Here is a 14,731-nt window from a genome sequence, read left to right as displayed (position 1 = left end):
GGAGTCCCATTCGCTCCGCATGGGAGTGTGACCGGGCCTGCGTTCGCCGTTCTGTCCGCTATGTGCCCTCGCGAGCCGGACGGGACCGGTTGTGGCGCCCGTCCGGCATGGCGCATGGACGGTCCGGGGCGGGCGTGGAGATCATGCCCGTAACCCGGGCGCCGTCCGTGTGACGTACGTCTTGGCCGCCGCCTCTGGGCGGGGCCCCCTCCGCAGGCGTAAAATGAGTGCCTATACAAGGCTCCGTATAAGTAGCCGTTACTCGGCGGTTTCGATTCCTTTTCCGCCGGGCATGAGGCGTAGACACCGCAGGCAACGACGCCTGCTCTCTGCGGTCTCCCCGGGCGCCGATCCTCCGACTGCGACCCAAACCCCCGCCGCTCCGCGAGCGGTGTCCGCATATTGGAACGGACTTTCCGCTTCTTGAGAAGCGCCCCATTATGTAACCTGCATGAAATTTCGCAGAGGGCCAACGTCGTCCCTCGGCACTGCATATGCCACGACGACGACGGGAGAGCCGATGCGTTCCGACGCCTGGTCGCCCATGGACGGTCGCCCCGCCCAGCAGGGGATGTACGACCCCCGCAACGAGCACGACGCCTGTGGCGTCGGGTTCGTGGCCACTCTGACCGGTGTGGCCAGCCATGAGCTGGTCGAGCAGGCGCTTACCGTACTGCGCAACCTCGAACACCGCGGCGCCACCGGATCCGAGCCCGACTCGGGTGACGGCGCCGGAATCCTGCTCCAGGTGCCCGACGCCTTCCTCCGCGAAGAGGTCCCCTTCGACCTCCCGGAGGCTGGTGCCTACGCCGTCGGTATCGCCTTCCTGCCCGCGGACGACTCCACCGAGGCCGTCCAGAAGCTTGAGAAGATCGCCGCCGAGGAGGGCCTCAAGGTCCTCGGCTGGCGCGAGGTCCCGGTCACCCCCGATTTCCTCGGCAATGGCGCCCGCGCCACCATGCCCGAATTCCGGCAGCTCTTCGTTGCCGACGGTACGAGCGCCGGCATCGCGCTCGACCGCAAGGCCTTCGTGCTGCGCAAGCGCGCCGAGCGTGAGGCCGGGGTGTACTTCCCCTCACTCTCCGCCCGCACGATCGTCTACAAGGGCATGCTCACCACCGGGCAGCTGGAGCCGTTCTTCCCGGACCTCTCCGACCGCCGCTTCGCCACCGCGGTCGCGCTGGTCCACTCGCGTTTCTCCACGAACACCTTCCCGAGCTGGCCGCTCGCCCACCCGTACCGTTTCGTCGCGCACAACGGCGAGATCAACACGGTCAAGGGCAACCGCAACTGGATGAAGGCCCGCGAGTCTCAGCTGGCGTCGAGCCTCTTCGGCAGCGAGCAGCTCGACCGGATCTTCCCCGTCTGCACCCCGGACGCCTCCGACTCCGCCTCCTTCGACGAGGTCCTGGAGCTGCTCCACCTCGGCGGCCGCTCGCTGCCGCACTCGGTGCTGATGATGGTCCCCGAGGCGTGGGAGAACCATGACTCCATGGACCCGGCCCGCCGCGCCTTCTACCAGTACCACTCCACGATGATGGAGCCCTGGGACGGCCCGGCCTGCGTCACCTTCACCGACGGCACCCAGGTCGGCGCGGTCCTCGACCGCAACGGTCTGCGCCCGGGCCGTTACTGGGTCACCGACGACGGCCTCGTCGTCCTCTCCTCCGAGGTCGGGGTCCTGGACATCGACCCCGCGAAGGTGGTCCGCAAGGGCCGCCTGCAGCCCGGCAAGATGTTCCTCGTCGACACCGCCGAGGGCCGCATCATCGAGGACGACGAGATCAAGGCGGGCCTCGCCGCCGAGCAGCCGTACCGGGAGTGGCTGGAGACCGGCGAGATCGAGCTCGAGGATCTCCCCGAGCGCGAGCACATCGTGCACACGCACGCCTCCGTCACCCGCCGCCAGCAGACCTTCGGCTACACCGAGGAAGAGCTCCGCGTCATCCTCGCGCCGATGGCCCGCACCGCCGGCGAGCCGCTCGGCTCCATGGGTACGGACTCGCCGATCGCTGCCCTGTCCGAGCGCCCCAGGCTGCTCTTCGACTACTTCACCCAGCTGTTCGCGCAGGTCACCAACCCGCCGCTGGACGCCATCCGCGAGGAGCTCGTCACCTCGCTGCGCTCCACGCTCGGCCCGCAGGGCAATCTGCTGGAGCCGACCGCCGCGTCGTGCCGCAGCGTCACGCTGCCGTTCCCGGTGATCGACAACGATGAGCTGGCCAAGCTGATACACATCAATGCCGATGGCGACATGCCGGGCATGAAGGCCGCCACGCTCTCCGGTCTCTACCGGGTCAGCGGCAGCGGTGAGGCCCTCGCCGCGCGGATCGAGCAGATCTGTAGCGAGGTCGACGCCGCCATAGAGAACGGCGCCCGCCTGATCGTCCTGTCCGACCGGCACTCCGACGCCGAGCACGCGCCGATCCCGTCGCTGCTGCTCACCTCGGCCGTCCACCACCACCTCATCCGCACCAAGCAGCGCACCCAGGTGGGTCTGCTGGTGGAGGCCGGGGACGTCCGCGAGGTCCACCACGTCGCGCTGCTGATCGGTTACGGCGCCGCCGCGGTCAACCCGTACCTGGCGATGGAGTCCGTCGAGGACCTGGTCCGGGCCGGTACGTTCATCGAGGGCATCGAGCCCGGGAAGGCCATCCGAAACCTGATCTACGCGCTCGGCAAGGGCGTCCTGAAGGTCATGTCCAAGATGGGCATCTCCACCGTCGCCTCCTACCGCGGCGCCCAGGTCTTCGAGGCCGTCGGCCTGGACGAGGCCTTCGTCGCGAAGTACTTCAACGGCACCGCCACCAAGATCGGCGGCGCCGGACTCGACGTCGTCGCCAAGGAGGTCGCCGCCCGGCACGCCAAGGCGTACCCTGCCTCCGGCATCTCCGCCTCGCACCGCGCGCTGGAGATCGGCGGCGAGTACCAGTGGCGGCGGGAGGGCGAGCCGCACCTCTTCGACCCGGAGACGGTCTTCCGCCTGCAGCACGCCACGCGCAACAAGCGGTACGACATCTTCAAGAAGTACACGGACCGGGTGAACGAGCAGTCCGAGCGCCTCATGACGCTCCGCGGCCTGTTCGCCCTCAAGACGCATGAGAACGGCAAGTCGGACCGCGAGGCGATCTCCATCGACGAGGTCGAGTCCGTCTCCGACATCGTCAAGCGGTTCTCGACCGGCGCCATGTCCTACGGCTCGATCTCCCGCGAGGCGCACGAGACCCTCGCCATCGCCATGAACCAGCTGGGCGGCAAGTCCAACACCGGTGAGGGCGGCGAGGACGCCGACCGGCTGTACGACCCGGCGCGCCGCTCGTCCATCAAGCAGGTCGCCTCCGGCCGCTTCGGTGTGACCAGCGAGTACCTGGTCAACGCGGACGACATCCAGATCAAGATGGCGCAGGGCGCCAAGCCCGGCGAGGGCGGCCAGCTGCCCGGCCACAAGGTCTACCCGTGGGTCGCCAGGACCCGGCACTCCACCCCGGGTGTCGGTCTGATCTCCCCGCCACCGCACCACGACATCTACTCCATCGAGGACCTGGCTCAGCTGATCCACGACCTCAAGAACGCCAACCCGGCGGCCCGCATCCACGTGAAGCTGGTCTCCGAGGTCGGCGTCGGCACAGTCGCCGCGGGTGTCTCCAAGGCGCACGCGGACGTCGTCCTGATCTCCGGCCACGACGGTGGAACAGGCGCCTCCCCGCTCACCTCGCTGAAGCACGCGGGCGGCCCCTGGGAGCTCGGCCTCGCCGAGACGCAGCAGACCCTGCTGCTCAACGGCCTGCGCGACCGCATCGTCGTGCAGACCGACGGCCAGCTGAAGACCGGCCGCGACGTCATCATCGCCGCGCTGCTGGGCGCCGAGGAGTTCGGTTTCGCGACCGCGCCGCTCGTCGTCTCCGGCTGCGTCATGATGCGTGTCTGCCACCTCGACACCTGTCCGGTCGGCATCGCCACCCAGAACCCGGTCCTGCGCGACCGGTTCTCCGGCAAGGCCGAATACGTCGTCAACTTCTTCGAGTTCATCGCTCAGGAAGTCCGTGAGCTCCTCGCCGAGCTCGGCTTCCGCACGATCGAAGAGGCCGTCGGCCACGCCGAGCTGCTGGACACCGAGCGCGCGATCACGCACTGGAAGGCGCAGGGCCTCGACCTGGAGCCCCTGTTCTACGTCCCGGAGCTGCCGGAGGGTGCGGTCCGCCACCAGCTGATCGAGCAGGACCACGGTCTCGACAAGGCCCTCGACAACGAGCTGATCAAGCTCGCTGCCGACGCCCTGCACGCGGACAGTGCCGAGGCCGCCCAGCCGGTCCGGGCCCAGATCGCGATCCGGAACATCAACCGGACCGTCGGTACGATGCTCGGCCACGAGGTGACGAAGAAGTTCGGCGGCGCGGGTCTGCCGCAGGACACCATCGACATCACCTTCACCGGATCCGCCGGCCAGTCCTTCGGCGCGTTCGTGCCGAGCGGTGTGACGCTGCGACTGGAGGGCGACGCCAACGACTACGTGGGCAAGGGCCTCTCCGGCGGCCGAGTCATCGTCCGCCCGGACCGCGGCGCCGAGCACCTCGCCGAGTACTCCACCATCGCGGGCAACACCATCGCCTACGGCGCGACCGGCGGCGAGCTGTTCCTGCGCGGCCGCACCGGTGAGCGGTTCTGCGTCCGCAACTCCGGCGCGACGGTCGTCTCCGAAGGCGTGGGCGACCACGGCTGCGAGTACATGACCGGCGGTCACGCCGTCGTCCTCGGCGAGACCGGACGCAACTTCGCCGCCGGTATGTCGGGTGGTGTCGCGTACGTCATCGACCTGGACCGCGACAACGTCAACGTCGGTAACCTCGGCGCGATCGAGGCGCTCTCCGACGGCGACAAGCAGTGGCTGCACGACGTCGTGCGCCGTCACCGGGAGGAGACCGGGTCCACGGTCGCCGAGAAGCTGCTTGCCGAGTGGGACAGCGCCGACGGCGGTGTCTCCCGCTTCAGCAAGATCATCCCGTCCACCTACAAGGCAGTGCTCGCCGCCAAGGAAGCCGCTGAGCTCGCCGGTCTCTCCGAGCAGGAGACCACCGAGAAGATGATGGAGGCGGCGACCCATGGCTGACCCCAAGGGCTTCCTGACCACCGGGCGCGAGGTCGCCGAGACCCGCCCCGCGGGCGAGCGTGTCAAGGACTGGAACGAGGTCTACGTTCGGGGCTCGCTGCTCCCGATCATCAGCAAGCAGGCCGGCCGCTGCATGGACTGCGGCATCCCGTTCTGCCACAACGGCTGCCCGCTGGGGAACCTCATCCCCGAGTGGAACGACTACGCCTACCGCGAGGACTGGAGGGCCGCGTCCGAGCGCCTGCACGCCACGAACAACTTCCCGGAGTTCACCGGGCGGCTGTGCCCGGCTCCCTGTGAGTCGGCGTGCGTGCTGGGCATCAACCAGCCGGCCGTCACCATCAAGAACGTCGAAGTCTCGATCATCGACAAGGCGTGGGGCAGCGGCGACGTCGTCCCGCAGCCGCCCGAGCGCCTCTCGGGCAAGACGGTCGCGGTCATCGGCTCGGGTCCGGCGGGTCTCGCCGCCGCCCAGCAGCTGACCCGGGCCGGCCACACGGTCGCCGTCTACGAGCGCGCGGACCGCATCGGAGGTCTTCTCCGGTACGGCATCCCCGAGTTCAAGATGGAGAAGTCGCACATCAACCGCCGTATCGAGCAGATGCGCGCGGAAGGCACCAAGTTCCGTACGGAGGTGGAGATCGGCAAGGACATCGACGCCGCCAAGCTCCGGCGCCGCCACGACGCGGTCGTCATCGCCGCCGGTGCCACCGTCTCCCGTGATCTGCCCGTCCCGGGCCGTGAGCTGAACGGCGTGCACTTCGCGATGGAGTACCTGCCGCTCGCCAACAAGGTGCAGGAGGGCGACCTGACGGTCTCCCCGATCAGCGCCGAGGGCAAGCACGTCGTCGTGATCGGCGGCGGCGACACCGGCGCCGACTGCGTCGGCACCGCTCACCGGCAGGGCGCGGCCTCCGTCACGCAGCTGGAGATCATGCCGAAGCCGGGCGAGGAGCGGAACGCCAACCAGCCCTGGCCGACCTTCCCGATGCTGTACAAGGTCACCTCGGCGCACGAGGAGGGCGGCGAGCGGGTCTACTCCGTCTCCACCACCCACTTCGAGGGCGACGAGGACGGCAACGTCCAGGCACTGCACCTCGTCGAGGTGGAGTTCAAGGACGGCAAGCTGGAGCAGAAGCCCGGCACCGAGCGGCGGATCCCCGCGCAACTGGTCACCCTGGCCATGGGCTTCACCGGCACCGACCAGTCCAACGGTCTGGTCCAGCAGTTCGGTCTGGAGCTCGACGGGCGCGGCAACGTCGCGCGCGACGGCGACTACGCCACCAATGTCGACGGTGTGTTCGTCGCCGGTGACGCGGGGCGCGGCCAGTCCCTCATCGTGTGGGCCATCGCCGAGGGCCGCTCCGCGGCCCGTGGCGTGGACCGATTCCTGACCGGGGCCAGCGCACTGCCGGCCCCGATCCGCCCGACAGACCGTTCCCTGATGGTCTGAGCACCACCAGCAGTACGCATCACCACAACAGACGTCCCGTACAAAGGCGTACGGAACTGAACGCGGCGCCTGCCCGTCCCCGACCGGACGATCTCGGCAGGCGCCGTGGCGCGTCCGGGCCCGGGGCGCCGGCCAGGGCCCGGACAGGCGGAACGCTCACACCACGGCGCCGCCGGTCAGCTGCGAGGTCTTCAGAACGACCAGGGCGACCAGTACCACGAAGACCACCCCGCACGCGGCGATCTGCACGGCGGTACGGCGCTTCGCCGGGGCGTACGCGAGCGCGGCCATGACGATGCCGCCCGTCAGCAGCCCGCCCAGGTGCCCCTGCCACGAGGTGAACCACGCGGATATCAGCAGCCAGATCAGGAACTGGGCCATGAACCGGTTGACCGCCTTCATGTCACGGCCCAGCCGCCGGTTGATGACGTAGAACGCCGCCGCCAGACCGAAGACCGCTCCCGAGGCGCCCACCGTCAGGGTGTCCGGTGCGATCAGATACACCAGCACCGAGCCGCCCAGCGCCGAGAGCAGATACAGCGCGAGATACCGGCCCCGGCCCAGTTGCTCCTCGACGATCCGGCCCAGATTCCACAGCCCGTACATGTTGAAGAGGATGTGCAGCACCCCGAACGGCAGGGCACCGAAGGACGACTCGCCCGGCGGAAGGTGAAGGAACGCCCCGGTCAGCAGCCGGTACCACTCGCCGTCCACCACCCCGATTGCGTGGAACCCGTGGAAGTCCCCGCTCTCGTACATGTACTGGTCGCCGCGGGGCCCGACCAGAACCGCGCCGAGCATCCCGAACCGGTCGACGATCCCGGGGCGAACCAACTCGCCCAGATACGCCACTGCGTTCAGGCCCATCAGTACGTACGTCACCACGGGCACCGCCGTCCTCGACACCGCACCGCCGAAGACCGTGCGCGCCTGCCGGATCGACCGCTGCCCCTCCTTCACGCACTCCACGCAGTGGTGGCCGACTGCGGCCTCACGCATGCAGTCCGGGCAGATGTAGCGGTCGCAGCGGGTGCAGCGCACATACGTCTCGTACGACGGATGGCGGTAGCAGGTGGTGACAGCGGCCTCCATGGCCGGCTCCTTCACGGGGGGACGGTGGCGGGCGGCCGGTGGGGGTCGGCGGCGCTCAACATAGCGAACGAGGGCCGCGCGGACGCGGCCGGGTGCGGGCCAGGGGGGAAGGGCCGGGGCGTCCACAATGCCGCAGCCGGTCCACCACGGTGACGTAACCTCGTAACTCCCTTCTGAGGAACGGAGCCCCGTATGGCCGGCATCAGTCTCCGCAAGGTCGAGGAGACCGCGCCTGCGCTCGTCAGCTTCTACCGGAGCGCCGGGGTCTCGCTGCAGAAGCACCGGCTCAGTGGCGAGCGCGCGGCCGTCTATCTCGTGCTCGACTACTCCGGCTCCATGAAGGAGTACTACAAGGACGGCAGCGTCCAGGCCCTCGCCGACCGGGTGCTCGGCCTGTCGGCGCACCTCGACGACGACGGCAGCGTCCCCGTCGTCTTCTTCTCCACGGACATCGACGCCGTCACCGACATAGCCCTCGACAACCACGTCGGGCGCGTCGACCACATCGTCGCCGGACTCGGACACATGGGGAAGACCAGCTACCACCTGGCCATGGACGCGGTCATCGACCACTACCTCGACAGCGGCTCGACCGCGCCCGCGCTCGTCGTCTTCCAGACCGACGGCGGCCCGATCAACAAGCTCGCGGCGGAGCGCTATCTCTGCAAGGCGGCGAAGCTGCCGATGTTCTGGCAGTTCATCGGCTTCGGCAACAAGCGGAGCTCGCAGTTCAACTTCCTGCACAAGCTCGACGAACTGGCCGTGCCCGCCAAGCGCCCCGTCGACAACGCCGGCTTCTTCCACGCCGGACTCGATCCGCGGCAGGTTCCGGACTCCGAGCTGTACGACCGGCTCGTCGCTGAATTCCCCAGCTGGCTGACCGCGGCCCGGACGCAGGGGATCGTCAAGTGATGCCACGGGTGCTGAGGGCGGCCGACCGCACGGCCACGCCCTGGAAGAACGGCGGGGGAGTCACCCGGGAGATCGCTGCTTCCCCCGAGGGCGCACCGCTGGACGACTTCGACTGGCGGGTCAGCCTCGCCGATGTGACCGCGGACGGGCCGTTCTCCTCGTTTCCCGGGGTCGACCGCACGCTGACCGTGGTCGAGGGCGCCGGGATGGACCTCATGGTGGGCGGCGAGCACCACATCGTCGACGAGCAGTACTGGCCCCACGACTTCCCCGGGGACCTGGAGACGGACGGGCAGCTTCTCGGCGGCCCCGTCGTGAACCTCAATGTGATGTACCGCAGAGAACGTACGGCGGCGGAGGTCGCGATCGTGCGCGGCACCCTCCGGCTGCAGGCGCCGGAGGGCGGCACGGTGCTGGCCGTCGCCGTGGAGGACGGTGCGGTGCTCGACGGCCAGGACATCGAACTCGACTGCTACGACGCGGTGTTGATGGAAGGTGCGGCACCCCTGGTGCTCCGCACCCAGGGGTGGGCACTGGTGATCACCCTGTCACCGGCCGGCGGCTGGCACGATGACGGCCAAGGGCCTCGTACCGCACACCACGATCACGGCGGTACGGCATCCGCATCGGTGACGCCCTGGAAATCCGGACAGGAGGTGTCGGGATTCAAGGATTCGATGGAACCATGACATCGACTTCATGGGCAGCGTTCCAGGTGGCGGAGCCGGGCTTCGCCGAGACCGTTCAGGCCCGCTTCGAGCAGCACAAGCACCACATCCTGGCCACCCTCCGCAAGGACGGTTCACCACGTGTGACCGGACTGGAAGTGAACTTCTGCTTCGGTGAGCTGTGGCTCGGCATGATGCCGAACTCGCGCAAGGCGCTGGACCTGCGGCGCGATCCGCGATTCGCGATGCACGCGAATCCGGGACCGGACGACGCGATGGAGTACGCCGACGTCCGGGTCTGCGGCCACGCGGTGGAGGAGACCGACCCCGATGTGCTGGCCCGCTTCATCGGGGAGGTGAAGCCGCCGGAGCCGTTCCATCTCTTCCGTACGGAGCTGACGGAGGCCGTCAGCACGGGGGTGGAGAACGAGGATCTGGTCGTCCGGGTCTGGCGCCCGGGCGAGCCGCTGCGCACGATCCACCGCGGAGCGGACGACCGCAGCCCACGTGAGACCACCTGACGCCCGGACAGGTGCCTGCCGGGCCCGGCAGGCGCCTCCCCCCGGCCCGGTGGCCGAGGACGGAACGAACGCCGGACGCCCCGGCCCCTCAGAGCCTGTCGGGTGACCTCTGATCGGGCGGCCACGCCCTGGCACACGCTTCCGGCGCCTTGGAATCGCACGCATCATGCCACGTCCGCTCTCCGATCGAAGGTCACCCGACGGGCTCTCAGCCGCCCGCCACCACCCGCTCCCGGCACGCCCCCGGCGCTCCCCAGGCGTCCCGCAACGGCCTCGCCTTACGCAGCCACAGCGACAGGTCCAGTTCCTCCGTATACCCCACCGCCCCATGCAACTGCAGCGCCGCCCGCGCCGCCGCATGGGCCGCCTCGCCCGCCGGACCTCCCCACCCGGCTCAGCAGTACTGCCGCCGCCGCCGTCTCCACCACCGGCCCCGGCACCACGTGACGCCCCAACTCCACGAAGGCCCCAGCCTCGCCATGCACCCGCACCTGGTGAAGGTCAGCTCCGTCGAACTCCTCGACGAACTGACCCGCAAGGAGGCATTCGGCCGGTACGCCGAGCCCTGGGAGGTCGCCAATGTCATCGTCTTCCTGGCCAGCGGCTATTCCTCGTACATGACGGGCGAAGTCGTCCCGGTCAGCAGCCAGCATGCCTGACCGGACCCCCGCCGACGCGTCCGCGGGGGCATCGCACGGGCGGAGAATGGGCGGGTGCCTACCAAGAAGAAGCCCCAGGTGACCCCCTCGCCCGAGCGGCGCCGCGAACTCCTCGACACCGCCGCCGAGGTCTTTGCCGCGCAGGGATACAACGCCACCACCGTCCGCAAGATCGCGGACGAGGCAGGGATGCTCGCGGGCAGCCTCTACTACCACTTCGATTCCAAGGAATCGATGGTCGACGAGATCCTCTCCACCTTCCTCACGGAACTCTGGGAGGGGTACGACGCGGTGCTCGCCGCCGGACTCGGCCCCCGCGAGACCATCGAGGCGCTCGTCACCGAGTCCTTCCGGGAGATCGACCGGCACCGCGCCGCCGTCGCCATTTACCAGAAGGAGTCCAGACACCTCGCCACCCAGCCGCGCTTCGCCTATCTCACCGACTCCCAGCAGAAGTTCGAGAAGGCATGGCTCGGCACGCTGGAACGCGGCGTCGCCGCCGAGGTCTTCCGCGCCGACCTCGACATCCGGCTCACCTACCGGTTCGTCCGCGACACCGTCTGGGTGGCGGCCTCCTGGTACCGGCCGGGCGGACAGCACAGCCCCGAGGAAATCGCCCGCCAGTACCTCTCGATGGTGCTGGACGGCATCGCTCTGCGTACGTAACCCACACCCACGGACCTCTCAAGGAGCGGCAGTCATGGCCGAGGCCTACATCGTCGAAGCGGTACGCACCCCGGTCGGCCGGCGCGGGGGAGGCCTCGGGGCCGTCCACCCCGCCGACCTCGGCGCCCATGTGCTGAGGGCCCTCGTCGAGCGCACCGGCATCGATCCGGCGGCCGTCGAGGACGTCATCTTCGGCTGCCTCGACACCGTCGGACCGCAGGCCGGTGACATCGCCCGGACCTGCTGGCTGGCGGCGGGACTGCCCGAGGAGGTCCCCGGCGTCACCGTCGACCGGCAGTGCGGCTCCTCGCAGCAGGCCGTCCACTTCGCCGCCCAGGGCGTCCTCTCCGGCACCCAGGACCTGGTCGTCGCGGGCGGCACCCAGAACATGACGCAGATCCCGATCGCCTTCGCCTCCCGCCGGGCCGCCGAACCCCTCGGCCTCACCGAAGGCCCGTACGCGGGCAGCGAGGGCTGGCGCGCCCGGTACGGTGACCAGCCGGTCGACCAGTTCCACGGCGCCCAGCTGATCGCCGAGAGGTGGGGCATCAGCCGCCGGGACATGGAGGAGTTCGCGCTCCGCTCCCACCGGAGGGCGATCCGCGCCATCGACGAAGGCCGCTTCGCCCGCGAGACCGTCGCGTACGGGGACGTCACCGTCGACGAGGGGCCACGCCGCGACACCACCCTGGAGAAGATGGCCGCGCTCAAGCCGGTCGTGGACAGCGGCACGATCACCGCCGCCTGCTCCTCCCAGGTGTCCGACGGGGCCGCCGCGATGCTCATCGCCTCCGAACGCGCCGTCGCCGGACACGGCCTCACCCCGCGCGCCCGCATCCACCACATCTCGGTGCGCGGCGAGGACCCGATCCGGATGCTGTCGGCGCCCGTCCCGGCCACCGCGTACGCACTGAAGAAGGCCGGCATGACCATCGACGACATCGACCTGGTCGAGATCAACGAGGCGTTCGCGCCGGTCGTGCTGGCCTGGCTGAAGGAGACCGGTGCCGACCCGGACCGGGTCAACGTCAACGGCGGAGCGATCGCGCTCGGGCACCCGCTCGGCGCCACCGGCACCAGGCTGATGACGACGCTGCTGCACGAACTGGAACGCACGGGCGGCCGCTACGGCCTGCAGACCATGTGCGAGGGCGGCGGCCAGGCGAACGTGACGATCATCGAACGGCTGTGAACCGGTTGCCGCCAAGGCCTCCGCTCGAGTCCGCCGACCGGCGGCGTGGCAAGATCCACCGCTGGTCGGCAGAACGTGCTACGGTGGTCCGGTTGCAGTTTTGGTACCCATGAACTTTATGTGCGCCTGACGGGAATGCTTCCTCAGGCGCATTATTGTTTTCCGGCTTTCTCCGGATGGGGCTCAATGCGGCGACTTGGAATTCGTAAAGTGCGGATTTCCGGCACTGCACCTCTTTAGGAGAATGACATGGCTACTGGAACCGTGAAGTGGTTCAACTCGGAAAAGGGCTTCGGCTTCATCGAGCAGGACGGCGGCGGCGCCGACGTCTTCGCCCACTACTCCAACATCGCCACCTCGGGCTTCCGTGAGCTCCAGGAGGGCCAGAAGGTCTCCTTCGACGTCACGCAGGGCCAGAAGGGCCCGCAGGCGGAGAACATCGTCCCGGCCTAATTGCCGCGACGCGTACCTCGCAGCCGGGGCCCGCACCGTGAAGGTGCGGGCCCCGGCTTGTGCTGTCCCGGGGAAGTGCGCCGAGAGTCCCACGCGTACGCACAAACGACGTGAATTCTCGAACATTCACCGAGAATTCACGAGCCGGTACGCGTGCTCCGTAAAGTCCCCAGCAGTCCCCAGTAGTTCCCAGGAATCCCCAGGAGGGCAATTCCGTATGACCCGCTCCGAACGCCAGGACCGACCCGCCCGCACCCGCCCGTCGAGGGGGCGCGGCACGGCCCAGGCACAGGCAACCGCTAAGGGTTCCGGCAAGGGATCCGGCAAGGCGTCGCCCCGTCGCAGGGCCACGCCGCCGCAGGGCGAATTCGCCCTGCCCGAAACCATGACCCCCGCACTGCCCGCCGTCGAGGCGTTCGCCGAGCTGGACATGCCCGCCGCCCTGCTGAAAACCCTTGCCGCGCAGGGCGTCACCGATCCGTTCCCGATCCAGGGCGCCACCCTGCCGAACTCGCTCGCAGGCCGGGACATCCTCGGCCGCGGCCGCACCGGCTCCGGCAAGACCCTGGCCTTCGGCCTCGCGCTGCTCGCCCGCACGGCCGGACGCCGCTCCGAGCCGCGCGCCCCGCTGGCACTCGTCCTCGTCCCGACCCGTGAACTCGCCCAGCAGGTCACCGACGCGCTCACGCCGTACGCGACATCCGTGAACCTGCGGCTCGCCACCGTCGTCGGCGGCATGTCGATCAGCAAGCAGGCCGGCACGCTGCGCCGCGGCGCCGAGGTGCTCGTCGCCACGCCGGGCCGGCTGAAGGACCTCATCGAGCGCGGCGATGCCCGACTCGACCAGGTGTCCATCACCGTTCTCGACGAGGCCGACCAGATGGCCGACATGGGCTTCATGCCCCAGGTCGTCGGACTGCTCAAGCAGGTCCAGCCGGACGGTCAGCGGATGCTGTTCTCCGCGACCCTGGACAAGAACATCGACCGGCTCGTCAAGATGTTCCTGACCGACCCGGTCGTGCACTCGGTCGACCCCTCCGCGGGCGCCGTCACCACCATGGAGCACCACGTGCTGCATGTGGCCGACGAGACCGACAAGAAGGTGATCGCCACCAGGATCGCGGCCCGCGACGGCCGCGTGATCATGTTCGTGGACACCAAGCGTGCCGCCGACCGCTTCGCCAAGCGGCTGCTGGCCAGTGGTGTCCGGGCTGCCGCACTGCACGGCGGGCGCTCCCAGCCGCAGCGCAACCGGACGCTCGACCAGTTCAAGAACGGTCAGGTCACCGCACTCGTCGCGACGAACGTGGCCGCCCGCGGCATCCACGTCGACGACCTCGACCTGGTCGTGAACGTGGACCCGCCGACGGACCACAAGGACTACCTCCACCGCGGCGGTCGCACGGCGCGCGCCGGGGAGTCGGGCAGCGTCGTCACCCTGGTGCTGCCGGAGGAGAAGCGGGAGATGACCCGGCTGATGGCCGACGCGGGCATCGCGCCGCGAACCACCCGGATCAAGTCCAGCGACGAGGAACTCAGCCGGATCACCGGGGCGCGCGAGCCGTCCGGCATCGCGGTCGTCATCGAGGTCCCCCAGCCGACCCAGCCGAAGCCGCGCACACGGTCGGGCGGGGCCGGTGGAACCGGAGGCGGTGCGCCGTTCCGTTCCGGCACCCGCGGGCGGGGCCGACGCGGTGGGTCCGGCGCCGGAAGCGGAGCCGGGGCCGAGGCCACGCAGGGTGGCGGCGCGGCGCGGGCCGGCGGCGCGGGCCGTGGCAACGGTTCGGGCGCGGCTCCGGGGCGCGCGGGAGGCTCCGGGCGAAGCAACGGCAGCGCGGCCGCGCGAGGTCGCAGGGCTGCATAGCAGCGTACGAGGTGCGGTGACCGGTCGACCCCGGCCCCCCACCCGGGCTCTTCCCCCGGCCCCCGGCCGGGGCCGCCGGCCACGGGGGATGCAACCGCCCCGCCGGCTTTTTAGTTACGCACCGTGGGGGCGACGGGGGGGCCG

General features: G+C 69.6%; 9 protein-coding genes and 3 pseudogenes. 10 read left to right on the top strand and 2 right to left on the bottom strand.

All coding sequences use genetic code 11. From position 1 onward, the window contains the following. Positions 1-520: 520 nt before the first annotated feature. Both gltB and ACNPQM_RS13005 read left to right on the top strand, forming a co-directional pair. Complete coding sequence (gene gltB, locus ACNPQM_RS13010; RefSeq protein ID WP_418084105.1) at positions 521-5,107, top strand: glutamate synthase large subunit; 4,587 nt, start codon at positions 521-523, stop codon at positions 5,105-5,107. After that, positions 5,100-6,560 carry a glutamate synthase subunit beta gene (locus ACNPQM_RS13005; protein ID WP_418084103.1) on the top strand — a complete coding sequence of 487 codons (1,461 nt, stop codon included), beginning with the start codon at positions 5,100-5,102 and terminating at the stop codon, positions 6,558-6,560. The genes gltB and ACNPQM_RS13005 overlap by 8 nt, the downstream gene beginning before the upstream one ends. A gap of 156 nt (positions 6,561-6,716) precedes the next feature. On the opposite strand, the gene ACNPQM_RS13000 is transcribed toward ACNPQM_RS13005, so the two are convergent. Then, positions 6,717-7,652 (bottom strand): rhomboid family intramembrane serine protease, encoded by a 936-nt coding sequence (locus ACNPQM_RS13000; RefSeq protein ID WP_358857972.1) that lies wholly within the window; start codon positions 7,650-7,652, stop codon positions 6,717-6,719. Between the two features lie 192 nt (positions 7,653-7,844). Here ACNPQM_RS13000 and ACNPQM_RS12995 point away from each other — a divergent pair, with 192 nt between their 5' ends. The 3 genes and pseudogenes from ACNPQM_RS12995 (at position 7,845) to ACNPQM_RS12985 (ending at position 9,753) form a co-directional block, all read left to right on the top strand. Next, positions 7,845-8,564 (top strand): vWA domain-containing protein, encoded by a 720-nt coding sequence (locus ACNPQM_RS12995; RefSeq protein WP_418084102.1) that lies wholly within the window; start codon positions 7,845-7,847, stop codon positions 8,562-8,564. Further along, positions 8,561-9,121: pseudogene (locus tag ACNPQM_RS12990) on the top strand (HutD family protein); the annotation flags it as partial. The gene ACNPQM_RS12995 and the pseudogene ACNPQM_RS12990, both read left to right, overlap by 4 nt. Before the next feature lie 128 nt (positions 9,122-9,249). Beyond that, entirely contained in the window at positions 9,250-9,753 is a 504-nt protein-coding gene (locus ACNPQM_RS12985) for a pyridoxamine 5'-phosphate oxidase family protein (RefSeq protein ID WP_418084101.1), read from the top strand. Positions 9,754-9,961: 208 nt separating this feature from the next. Here ACNPQM_RS12985 and ACNPQM_RS12980 read toward each other — a convergent pair. After that, a pseudogene (locus ACNPQM_RS12980) lies at positions 9,962-10,129 on the bottom strand (acyl-CoA dehydrogenase family protein); the annotation flags it as partial. 91 nt (positions 10,130-10,220) lie between these two features. Here ACNPQM_RS12980 and ACNPQM_RS12975 point away from each other — a divergent pair. The 5 genes and pseudogenes from ACNPQM_RS12975 to ACNPQM_RS12955 form a co-directional block, all read left to right on the top strand. Beyond that, a pseudogene (locus ACNPQM_RS12975) lies at positions 10,221-10,412 on the top strand (SDR family oxidoreductase); the annotation flags it as partial. A 54-nt stretch (positions 10,413-10,466) separates the two neighbouring features. Then, on the top strand, positions 10,467-11,078 hold the full coding sequence (locus tag ACNPQM_RS12970; RefSeq protein WP_418084099.1) for a TetR/AcrR family transcriptional regulator: 612 nt from the start codon (positions 10,467-10,469) through the stop codon (positions 11,076-11,078). Between the two features lie 34 nt (positions 11,079-11,112). Further along, positions 11,113-12,270, top strand: a complete 1,158-nt coding sequence (locus ACNPQM_RS12965) for an acetyl-CoA C-acetyltransferase (protein ID WP_418084098.1) — start codon at positions 11,113-11,115, stop codon at positions 12,268-12,270. Positions 12,271-12,519: 249 nt separating this feature from the next. After that, complete coding sequence (locus tag ACNPQM_RS12960; protein WP_003969786.1) at positions 12,520-12,723, top strand: cold-shock protein; 204 nt, start codon at positions 12,520-12,522, stop codon at positions 12,721-12,723. Between the two features lie 217 nt (positions 12,724-12,940). Further along, positions 12,941-14,587 carry a DEAD/DEAH box helicase gene (locus ACNPQM_RS12955; RefSeq protein ID WP_418084095.1) on the top strand — a complete coding sequence of 549 codons (1,647 nt, stop codon included), beginning with the start codon at positions 12,941-12,943 and terminating at the stop codon, positions 14,585-14,587. Positions 14,588-14,731 lie beyond the last annotated feature (144 nt).

The organism is Streptomyces sp. NPDC056231, assembly GCF_048270745.1.
Lineage (GTDB): Bacteria > Actinomycetota > Actinomycetes > Streptomycetales > Streptomycetaceae > Streptomyces.
The sequence above is the reverse complement of the archived record's forward strand: the minus strand, read 5'-3'. Positions and strand labels throughout refer to the sequence as shown.

Coding starts and splice junctions, on each gene's coding strand:
- gltB (WP_418084105.1), top strand. CDS start 521: ATGCGTTCCGACGCCTGGTCGCCCATGGACGGTCGCCCCGCCCAGCAG.
- ACNPQM_RS13005 (WP_418084103.1), top strand. CDS start 5,100: ATGGCTGACCCCAAGGGCTTCCTGACCACCGGGCGCGAGGTCGCCGAG.
- ACNPQM_RS13000 (WP_358857972.1), bottom strand. CDS start 7,652: ATGGAGGCCGCTGTCACCACCTGCTACCGCCATCCGTCGTACGAGACG.
- ACNPQM_RS12995 (WP_418084102.1), top strand. CDS start 7,845: ATGGCCGGCATCAGTCTCCGCAAGGTCGAGGAGACCGCGCCTGCGCTC.
- ACNPQM_RS12985 (WP_418084101.1), top strand. CDS start 9,250: ATGACATCGACTTCATGGGCAGCGTTCCAGGTGGCGGAGCCGGGCTTC.
- ACNPQM_RS12965 (WP_418084098.1), top strand. CDS start 11,113: ATGGCCGAGGCCTACATCGTCGAAGCGGTACGCACCCCGGTCGGCCGG.
- ACNPQM_RS12960 (WP_003969786.1), top strand. CDS start 12,520: ATGGCTACTGGAACCGTGAAGTGGTTCAACTCGGAAAAGGGCTTCGGC.
- ACNPQM_RS12955 (WP_418084095.1), top strand. CDS start 12,941: ATGACCCGCTCCGAACGCCAGGACCGACCCGCCCGCACCCGCCCGTCG.